The following is a 17273-nucleotide window of genomic DNA, read 5'->3' as shown; positions in this document are numbered from 1 at the left end:
GGGCGCGGCTTCACCGGCCGCGCCCGGCCCCGCAACATCCCGTAAAGCAAAAAGAAATCCGCTATTCGGAAGGAGCGCCGGGCCTATGGGTTTCACGGACACGCGCTTCAACGTCAATCTGTCGATCTTGTTCACCGAGCTTGCGTTGCTTGAGCGGCCGGCGGCCGCGCGGGCGGCGGGGTTCACGGCGGTGGAGCTGTGGTGGCCGTGGGTGGATGCTCCGACTCCGGATCGGTGTGAACTGGACGCGCTGGCTGGTGCGTTGCGTGATGCCGGGACGCAGTTGACCGGGTTGAACTTCTACGCGGGGCGGTTGCCGGGGCCGGATCGTGGTGCGTTGTCGGTTCCGGGTGAGGAGTCGGCGCGGTTTCGGGCGAATGTGCCGGTGGCGGTGGAGTTCGCCGCGTCGTTGGGCTGCACGTCCTTCAACGCCCTGTACGGCAACCGTGTGGAGGGGGTCAGTGCCGCCGAGCAGGACGCGCTGGCGCTGACGAATTTGACGTTCGCGGCGCGGGAGGTGGCTCAGGTGGAGGGCACGTTGCTGATCGAGGCGCTCAACGCGCCGGAGTCGCCGCAGTGCCCGATCGTCTCGGCGCCCAAGGCCATCGAGGTGGTCGACGCGGTCAACGCCGCCACCGGTGTGGACAACGCCAGATTCCTGATGGACCTGTACCACCTGTCGATGAACGGCGAGGACCTTGCCGAGGTCATCGACCGCTACACCGACAAGACCGGGCATGTGCAGATCGCCGACAACCCCGGCCGCGGCGCCCCCGGCACCGGCCACCTCGACTTCGACGCCCTGCTGGGCCAGTTGAAGAACAACGGCTACGACGGCTGGGTCGGCCTGGAATACAAGCCAGGCCAGGGCCCCAGCGCCGAGAGCTTCGCCTGGCTGCCCGCCCTCCTGCGCGCCGCCTCCTAAGCCGTCGGCACCACCACCGAACGCGGCACCACAAGGACATGGGCATCGTCACCGACGCCGCCCGCACGGTGGGCGCCCCCCTCCCCGTCGGCTCCCTCGTCGCCGCCCTCCGCGCCCAAGGCGACGGCGGCCTGGACCACTCCGCCCTCCTCGCCGGCGTCGAACGCCTCTCCACCCCCAAGGGCTGAGGTCTCAACGACCGACTCCTCAGGGGCAGTTGGCCAACGGGCCACGCCCCACGGCTCGTTGCCCAGGGGCGACGCCCCTGGTCCGCGACCGGGCCCCGGACCGCGGGCCGCGGTCCTCGACTGCGACCGCACCGGACCCCCGGCGCCGCGGCCGCCGCACTGCGACCGCGGCGCCGGCGCGTCGTCCGCCTCCCACCGCCGCCGCCCCCGGACCGCGGCCCTGCCGTCCGGGTGAGTTACCGCCGCCGACGTGCGAGCGCGCGGAGCCCGTCGCACGCTGGAGGCATGTCCGAGCATCCGCCTGTCATCGTGCACCCGCCGACGCCGTCCGGTGGGCGTCGGGTGACCGTGCACGGGCAGATCGTCGGCCTGGCACACGGCCGCGGCGACGTGGCCGAATTCCTCCGCCGCGCCGGGGTCACCGACCCCGCCGAGGACATCGCGCTGGACGACCCGCGCCTGGTCGAATGGCGCGGCGGCTCCCTGGACGACTGGCCGATGCCGCCGGCCTGACCCCGGCCCGGCCGCAGCGGTACGCGCCCGGTATCCGGGCCGTCGCAGCGCGTCCCCTCCGCAGACCCCCACCTCACCAGCGTCGCGTCTGATTTCCGCCAGAAGGCGGGCCCGGGATGGCGCACAGTAGGGGGTGTGATGAGCGAGGACAGCAGATACGAGGCGGTGCGGAGCCGGGACGCCAGGTTCGACGGGGCGTTCTTCTTCGCGGTGTCGACGACGGGGATCTACTGCCGGCCGAGCTGCCCCGCCACCACCCCCCGCCGGCGCAACGTCACCTTCTTCCCGACCGCCGCGGCCGCCCAGGGCTCCGGCTTCCGTGCCTGCCGACGGTGCCGCCCCGACGCGGTGCCGGGCTCCGCGGAGTGGAACGCCCGGGCCGACGTCGTGGGCCGGGCCATGCGGCTGATCGGCGACGGGGTGGTCGACCGGGAGGGCGTCGCCGGGCTGGCGTCCCGGCTCGGCTACAGCGCCCGCCAGGTGCAGCGGCAGTTGACCGCCGAGCTCGGCGCCGGGCCCGCGGCCCTGGCCCGGGCCCAACGCGCCCACACCGCACGGGTGTTGCTCCAGACCACCGGCCTGCCGATCGCCGAGATCGCGTTCGCCGCCGGGTTCGCCAGCGTCCGGCAGTTCAACGACACCATCAAGGAGATCTACGCGCTCACCCCGAGCACCCTGCGCGCGGTCCGCCCCGGACCCGGCGCCCGCACCGGCCCGGCCGCGCCGTCCGCGACCCCCGGTGTGCTGCCGCTGCGGCTGGCGTTCCGCGGCCCGTACGCGGCGCGGCAGATCTTCGACTACCTGGCGCTGCGGACGCTCGCCGGCATCGAGGAGGTCACCGGGGAGCCCGGCCGACGGACCTACCGGCGCACCCTGCGGCTGCCCAACGGCACCGGCATCGCCGAGGTCGACGAGACCGCCGGCGACGGCTGGCTGGACTGCCGGCTGCACCTCGCCGAGCTGCGCGACCTGACCACCGCCGCCCAGCGCCTGCGCCGCCTCTTCGACCTCGACGCCGACCCGTACGCGGTCGGTGAACGGCTCGGCGCCGACCCGGCGTTGGCCCCGTTGGTCGCCGCCCGCCCGGGACTGCGCTCCCCGGGGACCGTGGACCCGGACGAGCTCGCGCTGCGCGCCGTCCTCGGCGGCCGGGCCGGGACCGCCGAAGGGCGCGCCCTGGGCGCGGCGCTGGTCACCGCGCACGGGGAGCCGCTGGCCCGGCCCGCCGGCACCCTCACCCACCTCTTCCCGCGCGCCGAGGAGCTCGCCGGGGCGCCGCTCGTCGACCTCGTCCCGTCCCGGTCGGGGACCGCCGCGCTGCGCGCCCTCGCCGAGGCGCTGGCCACCGGCGAGATCACCCTGGACGCCGGGACCGACCGCGACCGGGCCGAGCACGCGCTCCGCGGGCTCCCCGGCGTTACCGCCCGGACCGCCGGCTACGTCCGCATGCGGGCCCTCGGCGACCCCGACGTTCTCCTCGCCGACCCGGCCCCGGGCAGCGCCCCGGAGCTCTGGAGCCCCTGGCGCTCGTACGCCACCCACCACCTCTGGGCGGCCGACGCCGCCGAGCCCGCCGGCCGTCCGGAAGGGCACCGCAACCCCACAGAAGGGCACGACCCCGCATGACCCTGTACACCACCCTCGACAGCCCCCTGGGCGAACTCCTGCTGGTCGGCGAGCGATCGGCCACCGCCCCCGGTGGCACCGCGCTGGCCTCGCTCTCGTTGCCGGGCCAGAAGCGCGCGGCGGTCGTGCAGGACGACTGGACGCACGACCCGGCCGCCTTCGCCGACATCGCCCGGCAGTTGCGCGCCTACTTCGACGGCGCGACGGCCCCGTTCACCCTCGAATGCCTCCCCCGCGGCACCGACTTCCAGCAGCGCGTCTGGGCGGCGCTGGAGACCATCCCGTACGGCACGACGACCACCTACGGGGCGATCGCCGCCGCCATCGGGGCGCCGCGCGCCGCCGTCCGCGCCATCGGGACGGCGATCGGCGCCAACCCGCTGCTGGTGCTCCGGCCCTGCCACCGCGTCATCGGCGCCGACGGCTCGCTCACCGGCTACGCCGGCGGCCTGGAGCGCAAGCGGCAGTTGCTGGACCTCGAAGGGGCGGTGCCGGGCGCCGCCTGAGGAGGCGGCCGCGGCCCGTCGCGCACCGCCCCGGCGCCGGCCGTCAGAGCATCGAGCCGCCGGTCACGTCGAGCCGCTGGCCGGTGATCCAGCGCGCGTCGTCCGAGGCCAGGAAGGCGACCACGTCCGCGACATCGGCCGGCCGGCCGAGCCGGTTGAACACCGAGATGGCGGCAAGCGCCGCATGCGCCTCGGGAGTTGACCGCATTGCGGCGTTCATATCGGTTTCCAGGAAACCGGGCGCGACGGCGTTCACCGTGATCCGGCGGGCGCCGAGGTCCTTGGCGAGGGTGCGAGTGAGGGTGTCGAGCGCCCCCTTGGAGAGCCCGTAGGCGAGCGTCGAGGGGAAGGCGGTACTGGTCACGGCGGACGAGACGTTGATGATCCGCCCGCCGTCCCGCATCCGCCGCAGACCGTGCTGGATGAGGAAGAGCGGCGCCTTGGTGTTGACCGCGAGGACCCGGTCGAACTCCTCCGGCGTCACCTCGTCGATGTGCCCCGGCAGGCTGATCGCCGCGTTGTTCACCAGGACGTCCAGGCCGGGTTCCGCGCCGGCGGTGGCCAGTTCGGTGTCGAAGGCGGCGAACAGCGTCTCGGCGTCGCCGGGCACCCCCAACTCCGCGGCAATCGGGAACGCCCGGCCGCCGCCGCCCCGGATGCGCTCGACGGTCTCACCGGCCGCGTCGGCGTTCCGCCCGTAGTGGACGGCGACCAGCGCGCCGTCTTGGGCGAGGCGCAGGGCGATCCCGCGGCCGACGCCACGGCTGGAACCCGTCACCAACGCGGTCTTTCCGTTGAGGTCACCCATGGTCGTTGTCGGCCTTCCGTTGTGCTGACGGCGGCGGATGCCACCGGGCCCGGGCGGGGCGCCAGTCTCCCCGCCGAAGGGGCCCAGGCCCATGGGGCATGCCTGATGCGGGCTCCTACGGGTGCGGCGGACCGCCCGGGCCGGTGTCGGCCCTCCCGCTCAGTGGTACGCGTCCAACCCCGTCAGGGTCGATACGAAAACCGGTTCCCCGTGTTGCTCCCCGACGACCTCGACCGTCGTGATCCCGGGGAGCCTCGACGGGATCCGGCGCGCCTCGATCACACAGGGCACGCCGTGTTCCGCGTACCGGTGGAACTGCGTGCTGAAGGCGTACGGAACGAAGGGGGCGGGCGCGAACAGCGCGCGGGCGGCCTGCTGCGCCGCGTCGAGCAACGAGAGCCCGGGGACATGGTCGTTCGCCGGGTTGACGACCGTGGCGTGCCCGGGCGCGACCCGCAGCAGCCACCGGCCCGGCCCCCCGGTGGGGGAGAGCAGCACGTCGCGGTCGCTGGCGCTGCCGGTCAACTCCCGCGGTACCGGCGGGGCGAGCGGGCCCGGGACGGGCCGGGCCAGCAGTCGTTCGCCGCGGATCCGTCGGTAGACACCAGGCGAGGTCACGCTCACGTGGGAGTGACCGGTGGCGACGACATGACCACCCGTGCGGATGGTCATGTCGAACCGGCTGCTGGCCAGCGCACCGGCCCGCATGCGGGTGCCGCTGCACGTGACGTCGATGGCCAGTGGGGTCGGCGCGGTCCTGGAGGCGAGGTGCCCGGGGGACATCGTGTAGACGAGGTCACTGAGGATGAAGTGGTGACCGAGAGGGACGCCGAGCTCGCTGTGCGAGAGCAGCAACCCGGCCTGACGGATGGTCTCGCCGGTGAGGACGAGGTGGTGCCGGCCGTGGCTGGGGGTGAAGTACCCGTGGTTGTGGGGCCATTGGCCGGTGAGCGAGAAGTGGCTGCCGTCCCGGCGCTGCCAGGACGTGATCAGTACGTCCTCCGGGTGCGGGCGGTGCACGAGCTCGCCGGGGACGGGGGTCGCCGTGACGGGACGGTTCCGGGCCGGTTGCGTCTGACGTCGGGATGTGGGCCGAACCGTGCTGCTGACCTGCAACGTGTCGCTCATGACAGCCCCTAGGCATCAAACGGGAGAGCTCCGGACACGGCTTAAGATACGTACCATCCGGTTTTCTTTTCAACGCTGGTGCCAAGGTGCGGGGCGGGCACTGTTCTGGAGGAAACTTGAGCCGTAGCGAATTGCTGAGAGACTCAAGCCTTTGAGAGACGGGAGGCGTTCTGTGGCACGTCAGGACCGCGCGATCAGGACCCGGCGAGTGATCTTGGAAGCCGCCGCGTCGGTCTTCGACGAGTCCGGCTTCGACCGCGCGACCATCGCGGAGATCCTCGCGCGCGCGGGCGTGACGAAGGGCGCCCTGTACTTCCACTTCTCCTCCAAGGAGGAACTCGCCCTCGCCGTGCTGCACGAGCAGGTGTTGGACATCGCCGTGCGGCCGCAGCAGATCAAGCTCCAGGAGTTCGTGGACGCGGGGCAGATCCTCGCCTACCGGCTCCGCGACGACGCGATCCAGCGCGGCGCCGCCCGTCTGGCCATCGAGCAGGGCTCCAACCGCCTCGACCGCCGGCAGTCAATGTCGGCGTGGACGTCGTTCGTTGAGGGCCTGCTCAAGGAGGCCAAGGCGCGAGGCGAGGTCCTGGAGAGCGTCAACGTGCGGGACGCCGCAGAGCTGTTCGTCGGTGCCTTCGCCGGGATCCAGATGATGTCGAAGGCGTTCACCGACCAGGACGACCTCTGTCACCGGCTGGCCGTCTTCTTCGAGCACACCCTGCCCACCATCGCCGTGCCCGCCATGCTCGCCAGGCTCAGACTCGACCCGGAGCGCGGCGCACTGCTCGACGCGGAACTCCGGCGGCACCGGGAGGCGCGCGACGCCTCCGACGGCGCGGAGGGCGCGGCGGCAGCACACCTGTTGGACGCGGCGCCTTAGCGGGACTTCCCCGCTGCGCGCGCGAGGGCCCGCCGGGCGCGGAGCTGAAGAACGGAAGCTCCCCCGGTGTACGGGAAAGCCGGTTCCGTCCCCCGGCGCGCGCCGGCGCCCGCACTCCGCCTTTGACCCACTCTTGATCCCCGCGCGGACGCACTGTCAGTGGCGTGCGGTTCACTGGAGCCAGTGTCCGAAACGAGGCGGGGGAGGGGCGGTGCACGGCGTGCCGGACGGACCCGGACGTGGACCGGGGAACGGGCAGTGGAGCGGGCTGAGGAGTGCGCCCAGGAGGGCGTCGCCGGCCGGGCACACGCGGCTGGCCTGCGCGGGGGCGGCGGCGATCGGCGGTGCGGTGCACGGGAGTTGGCACGGGCGGCCGCCGAGAGCGGCGGGCGTGAGCGAGATCACCGACCGCAGCGCGAGACGCGCGTAGGTGTCTTGGAATAGCCCCTCGCGGTGAAACGTTCGTCATGCACGTATCAAGGGGTCGCCCCCTGCCCGAGCGCCGCGCACCGTCGCGCACGGCGCACCCGCTCCGCTCGCTCCTGCCGCTCTGGAGGCCGCCCGCATGACCCAGACGACGACGGACCAACTCCCCGCGAACTCGGCGGAATCCGCCGGCCGACGACCGCTGCCCCCGCGCTCCGGCGGCGGACACCGCGCACCCCGCAGAGCGCATGCCGGGGTCGTCCCCGTCCTCGCCTTCGCCGGCATCACCGTCGCGGTGATGCAGACGCTGCTCGTCCCGGTCATCAAGGACCTGCCGACGCTGCTCGGCACGGCGCCCAGCAACGCCACCTGGGTCATGACGGCCACCCTCCTCGCCGGCGCCGTCGCCACCCCCATCATGGGCCGCCTCGGCGATCTCCACGGCAAGCGGCGGATGCTGCTGGCCAGCCTCGGCGTCATGGTCATCGGCTCGCTGATCTGCGGATTCACCGGCCAGTTGGTCATCATGATCATCGGCCGCGCACTCCAGGGCTTCGCGATGGGCGCGATACCCCTCGGCATCGGCCTGATGCGCGACGAACTCCCCCGGGAGCGGCTCGGCTCGGCCATGGCGCTGATGAGCTCCTCGATAGGCGTCGGCGGCGGACTCGCGGTGCCCGGCGCGGCCCTGGTGGCCCAACACGCCGACTGGCACGCGCTGTTCTTCACCGCCGCCGGGCTCGGCGTGCTGTCGATGCTGCTCACGCTGCTCATCGTCCCGGAGACCCAGGTCCGGGCGCCCGGCCGCTTCGACGTCGCCGGCGCCCTCGGCCTGTCCGCCGGGCTCGTCGCCCTGCTGCTGCCGATCACCAAGGGCAGTGACTGGGGCTGGAGTTCGCCCCGCACCCTCGTCCTGTTCGGGGCCGCCCTGCTGATCCTGCTGCTCTGGGGCGTGATGGAGCTGCGGATCGCCGACCCGCTGGTGGACCTGCGCACCAGCGCCCGCCGCGAGGTGCTGCTCACCAACCTCGCCTCCATCACGGTCGGCGTGGCGTTCTACGCCATCTCGCTGGTGCTGCCGCAGTTGCTCCAACTGCCCAAGTCGACCGGCTACGGCCTCGGTCAGACCATGGTGGTCGCCGGGCTCTGCGTGGCGCCGCTGGGCCTGACGATGATGTTCGTCGCGCCGCTCTACGCCCGGCTCGCCGCCCGCCGCGGCCCGAAAGTCTCGCTGCTGCTCGGCATGTTGATCATCGGCGTCGGGTACGGCGCCGGCATCGGCCTGATGCAGGCCCCCTGGCAGACCGCCGTCGTCGCGGTGGTGGTCGGCGCCGGCATCGGCCTGGCGTACTCCTCGCTGCCGGCGCTGATCGTCGGCGCCGTCGACGCCTCCGAGACCGGCGCGGCCAACGGGCTGAACACGCTGATGCGTTCCATCGGCACCTCCGTCTCCAGCGCCGTGATCGGCATGGTCCTGGCGCACATGTCCCGGCCGCTGGGCTCGGTCATGGTCCCCACGATGGCCGGCTTCCGGATCTCGTTCCTGATCGCCACCGCCGCGGTCGCCCTCGGCGTGCTCGTGGCCGCCTTCCTGCCCTCCCCGCGCACGTCCCCGCCCCGCCCGAAGCCCACGGACGAAGCCGAGTCGACGCCCGCCACCCCCGGCTCGACCACCACCGACGGACCCGCGGGGATCGCCCACCTCACCGACCCCGCCGGCTTCCGAGGGCGGGTCATGAGCGCCACCGGCGAGCCGGTCCCGGGCGCCACCGTCACCCTCATCGACCGGAAAGGCCAGCAGGCCGGCGTCACCACGGCCGCGGCCGACGGGAGTTACGCCCTCGCCGCCCCGACCGCGGGCACCTACGTCCTCACCGCCGCCGCCCCCGGCCACGCCCCGCAGGCCACTCCCGCCACGCACTTCGGCGACGGCACGGTGGCCGACGCCGACCTGGTCCTGCCGGCCACCACCAGCACCCTCCACGGCACCCTGCTCGGCGGCCCGCACGGCACCGCCCTGCCCGACGCCAGCGTCGTGGTCACCGACGCCCGGGGCGACGTGGTCACCGCCACGGCAACCGACACCGACGGCCAGTGGACCATCCCCCACCTCCCGGACGGTGAATACACCCTCGTCTTCAGCGCGCCGGGTCACCAACCGACCGCCCGCGCAGTCCAGTTGACCCCCGGCGACCGCCCGGACGCCCCCCATACCCGGGAGATCCGCCTGCACCCCAGTGCCACCGTCGCCGGCACGGTCCTCGCTCCCAACGGGCGCCCTCTCGCCGACGCCTCGGTAACGCTCCTGGAAGACGGCACGGTCGTCGCCCACACCGTCACGGGCCCGGACGGTGCCTACGCCTTCACCGACCTGACCGCCCGTCACTACACCCTGTCCGCGGCCGGATACCCGCCCCACGCCGCCCCCCTGTCCCTCGCCAACGGCATCGACGCGCACCTCGACCTGGACCTCGCCCACCCCGCGGCCGGAAACTGACGGGGTCCGCCCACGACGGCCGGCGGCGACAGACTCAAGGGAGGAGACGACTTGGGGAAGATGACGGCCCGTCACGGATCCCCACCCCCCGACCCCCGTGCCACAACCCCACCCACCGCACTGGCATGACGACACGTCACCGACCAACGGAGGCACCGATCACGACGCGCCAGCCCCCGCCCGCCGCGGCCGAAAAACACGGTTCCCGTGCAACTCCAACGTCAAGGAATGCGTCTCGTCCACACCCTATGGTGGGATTTCGGTCGAGTGCGGACTCCCGGTCCGCCCCGGTCGCGCTACCGCACCATCAGCACCGACGCCCGGAGCCCGCCCCTGCGCACTTACCAGGGGCATGGACCCACGGCCCGGGACACCTGGGGCGGAAGCGGTATTCCGGGACAGGTGGGCAGGAAGGCTGAAACGGCCGAACCTCGTAGTGCCGCGTCCGCAACCGCGCGGATTTCTGCGAGCCTGGGCGGCGCACCGGAGTTCTGGCTGGTCACACCGGCCACCGGGGCAGCGTCCCGTCGGGCGCGCGGCCTCGTTAGCGGGGTGTTAGTCCCTCGTTAGCGGACCGGCAGTGCTCGGGAGCACGCTAGAAGAGCAACGGACGGACCGTACGCACCCGCCTTTCGAGGGTACCCACCTACCAGACGAGGGGGACTCATGTCGCTCACCTTCAAGACCCTCGGTCGCGGCCGCCGCGTCGCCGCCGGATCGCTGATCGCCGTCACCGCGCTGACGCTCTCCGCCTGTCAGAACGGCACGGACAACAGCGCGTCCCGCTCCTCGTCGGCCGCCGCACCCGCCACTGCCACCGCGAACGGCGCGCCGTCGGCCGGTGGTGCCACGCAGTCCGCGGGCCACGCGCCCCGGCCGTCCAACGAGGCCAAGCCCTCCGGCGGCGCCAAGGGCGTCCCCAACGCCAGCCAGGCCAACCCCTCGGCCATGACGGACTCGGACCGTTGCACCGCGGCGAACATGTCGCTGCGCCTGGGCCGCACCGACATCGGGGCCGGCAACATCCGGATCCCGCTGATCTTCACCAACAAGGGCAAGAAGGCGTGCTCGCTGCGCGGCTTCCCCGGCGTCTCGCTGATCCAGCGCGACGGCTCGGCGGTCGGCACACCCGCCTCCCGCGAGGGCGGCGCCGGCGGCAGCGTCCGCCTCCAGCCCGGGCAGAGCGCGTCCGCCCTGCTGCACACGGTGAACGAGGGCGTCTCGGACACCCCCTGCTGGTCGAACTCGCAGATCGTCTTCGTCTACCCGCCCGGCTCCAAGGAGTCCATGACCACCGGCAGCGGCGGGCTGCGGGTGTGCGGCGGCACCTTCACGGTGTCCACGCTGACCACCGGGGTGCCGTCCTAAGAACCACCCCCCACGGGCCGCGGGGCCGTTCCGGCGCTGGTGCGTCACCGGAACGGCCCCCGTCGGCTCTCCAGGCCTCCCGGGCGGTGTTACCAAGGTGGACGGAAGGCGCGCCGCGCGCCCCCGCCCACCACCTCCCCGAGGAGGCGCACCGCCATGAAAGCCGCACCCGCCGCCGCAACCGATTCCTCCTCGCCCGCGCGTAACGACGCGGACGAGCCCCCGATCCACATCCTCTGGATCAACGCCGGGCTGAGCTGCGACGGCGACTCGGTGGCGCTCACCGCGGCGACCCAGCCGAGCATCGAGGAGATCGCGCTCAGCGTCCTGCCCGGCCTGCCGAAGATCCAGGTCCACTGGCCGTTGATCGACTTCGAATGCGGCCCGACCCAGGGCGCGGACACCTTCATCGAGTGGTTCTTCAAGGGCGAACGGGGCGAGATCGACCCGTTCGTCCTCGTCGTCGAGGGGTCCATCCCCAACGAGACCATCAAGCCCGAGGGTTACTGGTGCGGCTTCGGTGACGACCCGGAGACCGGGCAGCCCATCACCACCAGCGAGTGGATCGACCGGCTCGCCCCCAACGCGCTCGCCGTCGTCGCCATCGGCACCTGCGCCACCTACGGCGGCATCCACGCCATGGCCGGCAACCCGACCGGCGCCATGGGGGTGCCCGACTACCTCGGCTGGGACTGGAAGTCCAAGGCCGGCATCCCGATCGTGTGCGTCCCCGGCTGCCCGATCAAGCCGGACAACTTTGCCGAGACCCTGGTCTACCTGCTCTACCAGGCGACCGGCGCGGCCCCGATGATCCCCCTGGACGACCAACTGCGGCCCACCTGGCTCTTCGGCGAGACCGTTCACGAGGGCTGCGACCGGGCCGGCTACTACGAGCAGGGCCAGTTCGCCACCACCTACGACTCGCCGAAGTGCCTGGTGAAGGTCGGTTGCTGGGGCCCCGTGGTCAAATGCAACGTGCCCAAGCGGGGCTGGATGGACGGCATCGGCGGGTGCCCCAACGTGGGCGGTGTCTGCATCGCCTGCACCATGCCCGGCTTCCCCGACAAGTTCATGCCGTTCATGGACGAGCCGCCCGGCGCCAAGCTCTCCAGCACCGCCAGCGCGACCTACGGCGGGCTCGTCCGCCGACTGCGTGGCATCACCGCCAAGACCGTTGACCACGAACCCAAGTGGCGGCACCGCGGCGAGCAGTTGACCACCGGATACCGCCGTCCCTGGTGACCGGTCCGCTCCTCAACGCTCCGTCAGTTCCCCACCCCGGTACGCGAAGAAGGGCAGTGCACAGACGATGGCACCGAAGACCAAGACGGCCGGAGACGGCAGCGGTCTGACGGAGATGTCCTGGGATCCCATCACCCGGATCGTGGGCAGCCTGGGCATCCACACCAAGATCGACTTCAAGCAGAAGCGGGTCGCCGAGTGCTACAGCACCTCGTCCGTCTTCCGCGGCTACAGCGTCTTCATGCGCGGCAAGGACCCGCGCGACGCGCACTTCATCACCAGCCGGATCTGTGGGATCTGCGGCGACAACCACGCGACCTGCTCCGTCTACGCGCAGAACATGGCCTACGGGGTCAAGCCCCCGCACCTCGGCGAGTGGATCATCAACCTCGGCGAGTCCGCGGAGTACATGTTCGACCACAACATCTTCCAGGAGAACCTGGTCGGGGTCGACTACTGCGAGAAGATGGTCCGCGAGACCAACCCCGGCGTGTGGGAGCTCGCCCAGCGCACCGAGGCCCCGCACGCCGGCGACCACGGCTACCGCACCATCGCCGACATCATGACCGCCCTCAACCCCATCGAGGGCGAGTTCTACCGCGAGGCACTCCAAGTCAGCCGCTACACGCGGGAGATGTTCTGCCTCATGGAGGGCCGCCATGTGCACCCCTCCACGCTCTACCCGGGCGGTGTCGGCACGGTCGCCAGCGTCCAGCTCTTCACCGACTACCTCAGCCGGTTGATGCGCTACGTCGAGTTCATGAAGCGCGTGGTGCCGCTGCACGACGACCTCTTCGACTTCTTCTACGAGGCGCTGCCCGGCTACGAGGAGGTCGGCCGGCGCCGGGTGCTGCTCGGCTGCTGGGGCGCCCTCAACGACCCCGAGCACTGCGACTTCACCTACCGCAACATGACGGACTGGGGCCGTCGGATGTTCGTCACCCCGGGCATCATCGTCGACGGCAAGCTGGTCACCAACGACCTCACCGAGATCAACCTCGGCATCCGGATCCTCCTCGGCAGCTCCTACTACCAGGACTGGGAGGGCCAGGAGAAGTTCGTCACCCACGACCCGCTCGGCAACCCCATCGACGCCCGCCACCCCTGGAACCAACACACCATCCCCGCCCCGCAGAAGCGGGACTTCAACGACAAGTACAGCTGGGTGATGTCGCCGCGCTGGTTCGACGGCAAGGAGCACCTGGCGCTGGACACCGGCGGCGGCCCGATCGCCCGCCTGTGGTCCACCGCGCTGTCCGGGCTCGTCGACACCCCCTACGTCAAGGCCACCGGCAACAGCGTCGTCATCGACCTGCCGCGCAGCATGACCCGGCCCGAGGCCCGCTTCGAGTGGAAGATCCCGAAGTGGAGCAACGCCCTGGAGCGCAACCGCGCCCGCACCTACTTCCAGGCGTACGCGGCGGCCATGGCGCTGCACTTCGCCGAGCAGGGGCTGGAGGAGGTGCGCGCCGGACGCACCCAGACCTGGGAGAAGTTCGAGGTGCCCGACGAGTCCATCGGCTGCGGTTTCACCGAGGCGGTGCGCGGCGTCCTCTCGCACCACATGGTCATCCGCGACGGGAAGATCGCCAACTACCACCCCTATCCGCCCACGCCGTGGAACGCCAGCACCCGCGACTCCTACGGCACCCCGGGCCCGTACGAGGACGCCGTGCAGAACACCCCGATCTTCGAGGAGAACACCCCGGAGAACTTCAAGGGCATCGACATCATGCGGGCGGTGCGCAGCTTCGACCCGTGTCTGCCCTGCGGCGTCCACATGTACGTCGGCGGCCGGACCGTGGAGACCATGCACGTCCCCACCGGGCTGAGCGGGCTGGCCGGATGACCGCCCAAGCCGCCGCTCCCGACGCCGAGTTGACGGGGCATCGGGTAGAGGAGCTGCTGGACCGGCTCGTCGAGCGCGGCGACGCCGCGACGGCCGCGACCGCCGAGGAGCTCGTCCGCGTCCTGATGGACTTCTACGGCGCCGGGCTGGCCCGCGTCCTGCACCTCGTCGAGCGGCGCACCGACGCCGGCGGGCCGCGGGCCGCGCTGCTGGGCGACGCGTTGGTCGCCAGCCTGTTGGTGCTGCACGACCTGCACCCGGAGGACGTCACCGCCCGCATCGGGCGGGCGTTGGCGAGCGTGCGGAGCCAGGACGCGGTGGAGGTCGCGGAGTTCGTGCCGGAGAGCGGGGCGCTGCGACTGCGGGAGGGCGCGTCCGGAGGGTGCGGATGCGGCGGTGCGGCCGACCGGTCCGCGGTGGAGGGCGCGCTGTCCTGCTTCGTGCCGGAGGTGACCTCGGTGGCCTGGGAGACGGGCGGCGCGCCGGAGTTGCCGCTGCTGCAGATCTCCCGCCGCCCGCCGACCACCGCCCCGGCGTCGTGAGCGCCGCGCGCACCGCCGCCGCCCACCGGGGCCTGCGGCGCTTCCGGGCCCCCGCGCCGGCGCCGCCCGAGCGCTGCGAGTTGTGCGGTACCGAACTCGTCGACCGGCACCGCCACTTGGTCGACACCAGGAACCGGGCGCTGGCCTGCGCCTGCCCGCCCTGCGCGCTGCTCTTCGAGCGCCCCGGCGCCGGCGGCGGCCAGTTCCGCACCGTCCCCGACCGCTACCTCACCGACCCCGGACACCGCCTCGACGACGCGCTCTGGGACCGGCTCCAGATCCCCGTCGGCATCGCCTTCCTGCTGGACAACACCGCGCTGGGCCGGATGGTGGCGCTCTACCCCAGCCCGGCCGGCGCCACCGAGAGCGAACTCGCCCCGGCCGCCCGGCAGTCCGTCCACGACGCCACCCGCCTGGCCGGCCTCCTCGCCCCCGACGTGGAGGCCCTGCTGCTGCACCGCACCCCGGGCCGGACCGACTGCCACCTGATCCCCGTCGACCGCGCCTACGAACTCACCGGCCGGCTCCGGATGGTGTGGCGGGGCTTCGACGGCGGGGCCGAAGCCCGGGCCGCCCTGGCGGAGTTCTTCACCGAGGTCGCGGGCCGGGCCCGGGAGCCGCGGGGGGAGGACCGGCGGCCGTGACCGAGCTGTCCTTCACCTGCACCGGCGTCCGCGCCGACCGCTACGCCGCCGCTCCCACCCTCCTCTTCCGTCTGCGGATCACCGCCGCCGACGGGGCCCGGGTGCACGCCCTGGCGTTGCGCTGCCAGCTCCGCATCGAACCGGCCCGGCGCGACCACGACGCCGAGGAGGCCGCGGCCCTGGCCGACCTCTTCGGCGCGCGGTCCCGTTGGGGCAGCACCCTCAAGCCCCTCCAGTTCGCCCAGGTCTCCCTCGTCGTCCCCGGTTTCCACGGCGAGACCGAGGTGGACCTGCCCGTCCCGTGCAGCCACGACCTGGAGGTCGCCGCCGGCCGCTACGTCCACGCCCTGCGGGACGGCGAGGTGCCGCTGCTGCTGCTCTTCTCCGGCACCGTCTTCGCCGGGCCGGGCGGCTTCCAGGTCGCGCCGGTGCCCTGGCACAAGGAGGCCGAGTGCCGCCTCCCGGTGGCCGTGTGGCGGGAGATGACCGACACCCACTTCCCCGGCTGCGGTTGGCTGCGGCTGCCGCGGGAGAGCCTGGACGCCCTGCTGGCGTTCCGGTCCCGACACGCCCTGCCGTCCTGGGAGGCCACCGTCACCGCGCTGTTGGCCACCGCGGACGGTGCCGCGCCCACCCGCGGGCGCTTCACCGCCGTCGCCCGCCCCGCCACCGAGAGGACCGCACCGTGACCACCTCCGCGCCCACGGACACCCTGGCGGAGCGGTTCGCCACCGCCCGGCAGGTCGCGGACGCCGTGCTCTTCGAGGGCTATGTGCTCTACCCCTACCGGGCATCCGCCGCCAAGAACCGGCTCCGCTGGCAGTTCGGCGTCCTGGTGCCGCCCCGTTGGGGCGCCGACCGGGCCGAACCCTCCCACCAGCGCACCGAATGCCTCATGGAGGCCCGCGCCGGCGCCCGGCTCCGCGCCGAGCTGCGGTTCCTGCGCGCCCAGCGGCGGACCGTCCAACGCCTGCGCCCGGACGGCACGTTCGAGACCGTCCCGGAACTGGAGCTGCCCGACCGGGTGTTGGTCCCCTGGGACGAGGGCGTCGAGGAGCGCTGCCCGGTCGACGTCCCCGTGGCCGAGCTGGCGGGCGACGGCGTCACCGTCCCGTTCACCCGGCCCGCGGGCGAGGAGACCGAGCCGGTGCACGACGCGGACGGGCGGCAGGTGGGCCGGCTGGTGCGGCGCCGCGCGGAGATCAGCGGGACGCTGCGACTGACCGCGCGGGAGCTCGCGGGCCCGTACGCGGTACAGCAGTTGACCGCGACCGTGACGAACTCCAGCGACTGGCAGCCGGGCCCGGACGCCGACGACCGGGACGCGGCGCTGCCCCGGTCGTTGGTCGCCGCGCACCTCCTGCTCGGCCTGACCGCCGGCCGGTTCCTCTCCCAGACCGACCCGCCCGAATGGGCCCGGGGCGCGGTCGCCGACTGCCGCAACGAGCACGCCTGGCCGGTCCTGGCCGGCCCGCCCGGCAGCGCGGACGTGGTGCTCTCCGCCCCGATCATCCTGGCGGACCACCCCGCCATCGCCCCCGAGAGCCCCGGCGCGCTCTACGACGCCCTGGAGATCGACGAGATCCTCACCCTCCGCACGGCAGCCCTCACCGACCAGGAGAAGCGCGAGGCCCGCGGCACCGACCCCCGGGCCGCCGAGGTCATCGCCCTCGCCGACGGAATGCCGCCCGAGGTCCTGGAGCGGCTGCACGGCGCCGTACGGGAGTTGAGGGCGGCCACCGGGCCCGACCCGACCCCGGAACCGGCCCGGCCCGACACCCCCTGGTGGGACCCGGGCGCCGACGACTCCGTGGACCCGCTGACCGACCGCATCACCGTCGACGGCAGACCGGTCGGCGCCGGCAGCCGGGTGGCGCTGCGCCCCGGCCGGCGCCGCACCGACGCCCAGGACCTCTTCCTGCACGGCCGCACCGCGCGCGTCGAGGCCGTACTGCACGACGTGGACGGCGGGGTGCACCTCGCGGTGACCGTCGAGGGCGACCCGGGCGCCGACATCCGGCGCGAACAGGGGCGGTTCCTCTACTTCCAACCCGACGAAGTCGCGCCCCTGGAGGACGAGTGAACAGCGACCCGATCCACCCCCTCCGGCCCGGCCGCACTGTGCCTCTCG

The 17273-nt window shown here is 73.0% G+C and carries 15 protein-coding genes and 1 pseudogene; 14 read left to right on the top strand and 2 right to left on the bottom strand.

Going from position 1 to position 17273, the window contains the following annotated elements:
- The first annotated feature begins 85 nt into the window (after positions 1-85).
- The 5 genes and pseudogenes from PV796_RS05990 to PV796_RS05970 all read left to right on the top strand — a co-directional run bounded on the left by PV796_RS05990 (position 86) and on the right by PV796_RS05970 (position 3758).
- Complete coding sequence (locus PV796_RS05990; protein WP_274911866.1) at positions 86-925, top strand: TIM barrel protein; 840 nt, start codon at positions 86-88, stop codon at positions 923-925.
- Between the two features lie 26 nt (positions 926-951).
- A pseudogene (locus PV796_RS05985) lies at positions 952-1113 on the top strand (NAD-binding protein); the annotation flags it as partial.
- A 285-nt stretch (positions 1114-1398) separates the two neighbouring features.
- Positions 1399-1626 (top strand): hypothetical protein, encoded by a 228-nt coding sequence (locus tag PV796_RS05980; protein WP_274911865.1) that lies wholly within the window; start codon positions 1399-1401, stop codon positions 1624-1626.
- A gap of 138 nt (positions 1627-1764) precedes the next feature.
- A complete protein-coding gene (locus PV796_RS05975; RefSeq protein WP_274911864.1) occupies positions 1765-3252 on the top strand; it encodes a bifunctional transcriptional activator/DNA repair enzyme AdaA in 1488 nt (495 codons plus the stop codon).
- Entirely contained in the window at positions 3249-3758 is a 510-nt protein-coding gene (locus tag PV796_RS05970) for a methylated-DNA--[protein]-cysteine S-methyltransferase (RefSeq protein ID WP_274911863.1), read from the top strand. Before PV796_RS05975 ends, PV796_RS05970 begins: the two co-directional genes overlap by 4 nt.
- Before the next feature lie 43 nt (positions 3759-3801).
- On the opposite strand, the gene PV796_RS05965 is transcribed toward PV796_RS05970, so the two are convergent.
- Together PV796_RS05965 and PV796_RS05960 are read right to left on the bottom strand one after the other, a co-directional pair.
- On the bottom strand, positions 3802-4566 hold the full coding sequence (locus PV796_RS05965; protein ID WP_274911862.1) for an SDR family oxidoreductase: 765 nt from the start codon (positions 4564-4566) through the stop codon (positions 3802-3804).
- Positions 4567-4725: 159 nt separating this feature from the next.
- Complete coding sequence (locus PV796_RS05960; RefSeq protein ID WP_274911861.1) at positions 4726-5694, bottom strand: ScbA/BarX family gamma-butyrolactone biosynthesis protein; 969 nt, start codon at positions 5692-5694, stop codon at positions 4726-4728.
- A 172-nt stretch (positions 5695-5866) separates the two neighbouring features.
- Between PV796_RS05960 and PV796_RS05955 the strand changes: the two genes are divergently transcribed.
- From PV796_RS05955 to PV796_RS05915, 9 genes are all read left to right on the top strand, one after another.
- Positions 5867-6574, top strand: a complete 708-nt coding sequence (locus tag PV796_RS05955; RefSeq protein WP_274911860.1) for a ScbR family autoregulator-binding transcription factor — start codon at positions 5867-5869, stop codon at positions 6572-6574.
- Between the two features lie 565 nt (positions 6575-7139).
- Positions 7140-9497: an MFS transporter gene (locus PV796_RS05950; RefSeq protein WP_274911859.1), complete on the top strand. Its 2358-nt coding sequence runs from the start codon at positions 7140-7142 to the stop codon at positions 9495-9497.
- A gap of 666 nt (positions 9498-10163) precedes the next feature.
- A complete protein-coding gene (locus PV796_RS05945; protein ID WP_274911858.1) occupies positions 10164-10865 on the top strand; it encodes a DUF4232 domain-containing protein in 702 nt (233 codons plus the stop codon).
- Positions 10866-11021: 156 nt separating this feature from the next.
- Positions 11022-12107, top strand: coding sequence for an NADH-quinone oxidoreductase subunit B family protein (locus PV796_RS05940; protein ID WP_274911857.1), 1086 nt, complete (start codon positions 11022-11024; stop codon positions 12105-12107).
- A 67-nt stretch (positions 12108-12174) separates the two neighbouring features.
- A complete protein-coding gene (locus PV796_RS05935; RefSeq protein ID WP_274911856.1) occupies positions 12175-13956 on the top strand; it encodes a nickel-dependent hydrogenase large subunit in 1782 nt (593 codons plus the stop codon).
- Positions 13953-14498, top strand: a complete 546-nt coding sequence (locus PV796_RS05930) for a hypothetical protein (protein ID WP_274911855.1) — start codon at positions 13953-13955, stop codon at positions 14496-14498. Before PV796_RS05935 ends, PV796_RS05930 begins: the two co-directional genes overlap by 4 nt.
- Positions 14495-15142, top strand: a complete 648-nt coding sequence (locus tag PV796_RS05925; RefSeq protein WP_274911854.1) for a DUF5947 family protein — start codon at positions 14495-14497, stop codon at positions 15140-15142. Before PV796_RS05930 ends, PV796_RS05925 begins: the two co-directional genes overlap by 4 nt.
- On the top strand, positions 15139-15831 hold the full coding sequence (locus tag PV796_RS05920) for a DUF6084 family protein (RefSeq protein ID WP_274911853.1): 693 nt from the start codon (positions 15139-15141) through the stop codon (positions 15829-15831). The genes PV796_RS05925 and PV796_RS05920 overlap by 4 nt, the downstream gene beginning before the upstream one ends.
- Positions 15828-17225, top strand: coding sequence for a hypothetical protein (locus PV796_RS05915; protein ID WP_274911852.1), 1398 nt, complete (start codon positions 15828-15830; stop codon positions 17223-17225). Before PV796_RS05920 ends, PV796_RS05915 begins: the two co-directional genes overlap by 4 nt.
- Positions 17226-17273 lie beyond the last annotated feature (48 nt).

The sequence above is a fragment of the Streptomyces sp. WZ-12 genome (genome assembly GCF_028898845.1).
Classification (GTDB): Bacteria; Actinomycetota; Actinomycetes; order Streptomycetales; family Streptomycetaceae; genus Streptomyces.
This window is presented reverse-complemented; position numbering and strand designations above follow the sequence as displayed.

What these genes read in the sequence shown, in the direction of transcription:
- PV796_RS05990 (WP_274911866.1), top strand. Translation starts at nt 86, where the DNA reads ATGGGTTTCACGGACACGCGCTTCAACGTCAATCTGTCGATCTTGTTC.
- PV796_RS05980 (WP_274911865.1), top strand. Translation starts at nt 1,399, where the DNA reads ATGTCCGAGCATCCGCCTGTCATCGTGCACCCGCCGACGCCGTCCGGT.
- PV796_RS05975 (WP_274911864.1), top strand. Translation starts at nt 1,765, where the DNA reads ATGAGCGAGGACAGCAGATACGAGGCGGTGCGGAGCCGGGACGCCAGG.
- PV796_RS05970 (WP_274911863.1), top strand. Translation starts at nt 3,249, where the DNA reads ATGACCCTGTACACCACCCTCGACAGCCCCCTGGGCGAACTCCTGCTG.
- PV796_RS05965 (WP_274911862.1), bottom strand. Translation starts at nt 4,566, where the DNA reads ATGGGTGACCTCAACGGAAAGACCGCGTTGGTGACGGGTTCCAGCCGT.
- PV796_RS05960 (WP_274911861.1), bottom strand. Translation starts at nt 5,694, where the DNA reads ATGAGCGACACGTTGCAGGTCAGCAGCACGGTTCGGCCCACATCCCGA.
- PV796_RS05950 (WP_274911859.1), top strand. Translation starts at nt 7,140, where the DNA reads ATGACCCAGACGACGACGGACCAACTCCCCGCGAACTCGGCGGAATCC.
- PV796_RS05945 (WP_274911858.1), top strand. Translation starts at nt 10,164, where the DNA reads ATGTCGCTCACCTTCAAGACCCTCGGTCGCGGCCGCCGCGTCGCCGCC.
- PV796_RS05940 (WP_274911857.1), top strand. Translation starts at nt 11,022, where the DNA reads ATGAAAGCCGCACCCGCCGCCGCAACCGATTCCTCCTCGCCCGCGCGT.
- PV796_RS05935 (WP_274911856.1), top strand. Translation starts at nt 12,175, where the DNA reads ATGGCACCGAAGACCAAGACGGCCGGAGACGGCAGCGGTCTGACGGAG.
- PV796_RS05930 (WP_274911855.1), top strand. Translation starts at nt 13,953, where the DNA reads ATGACCGCCCAAGCCGCCGCTCCCGACGCCGAGTTGACGGGGCATCGG.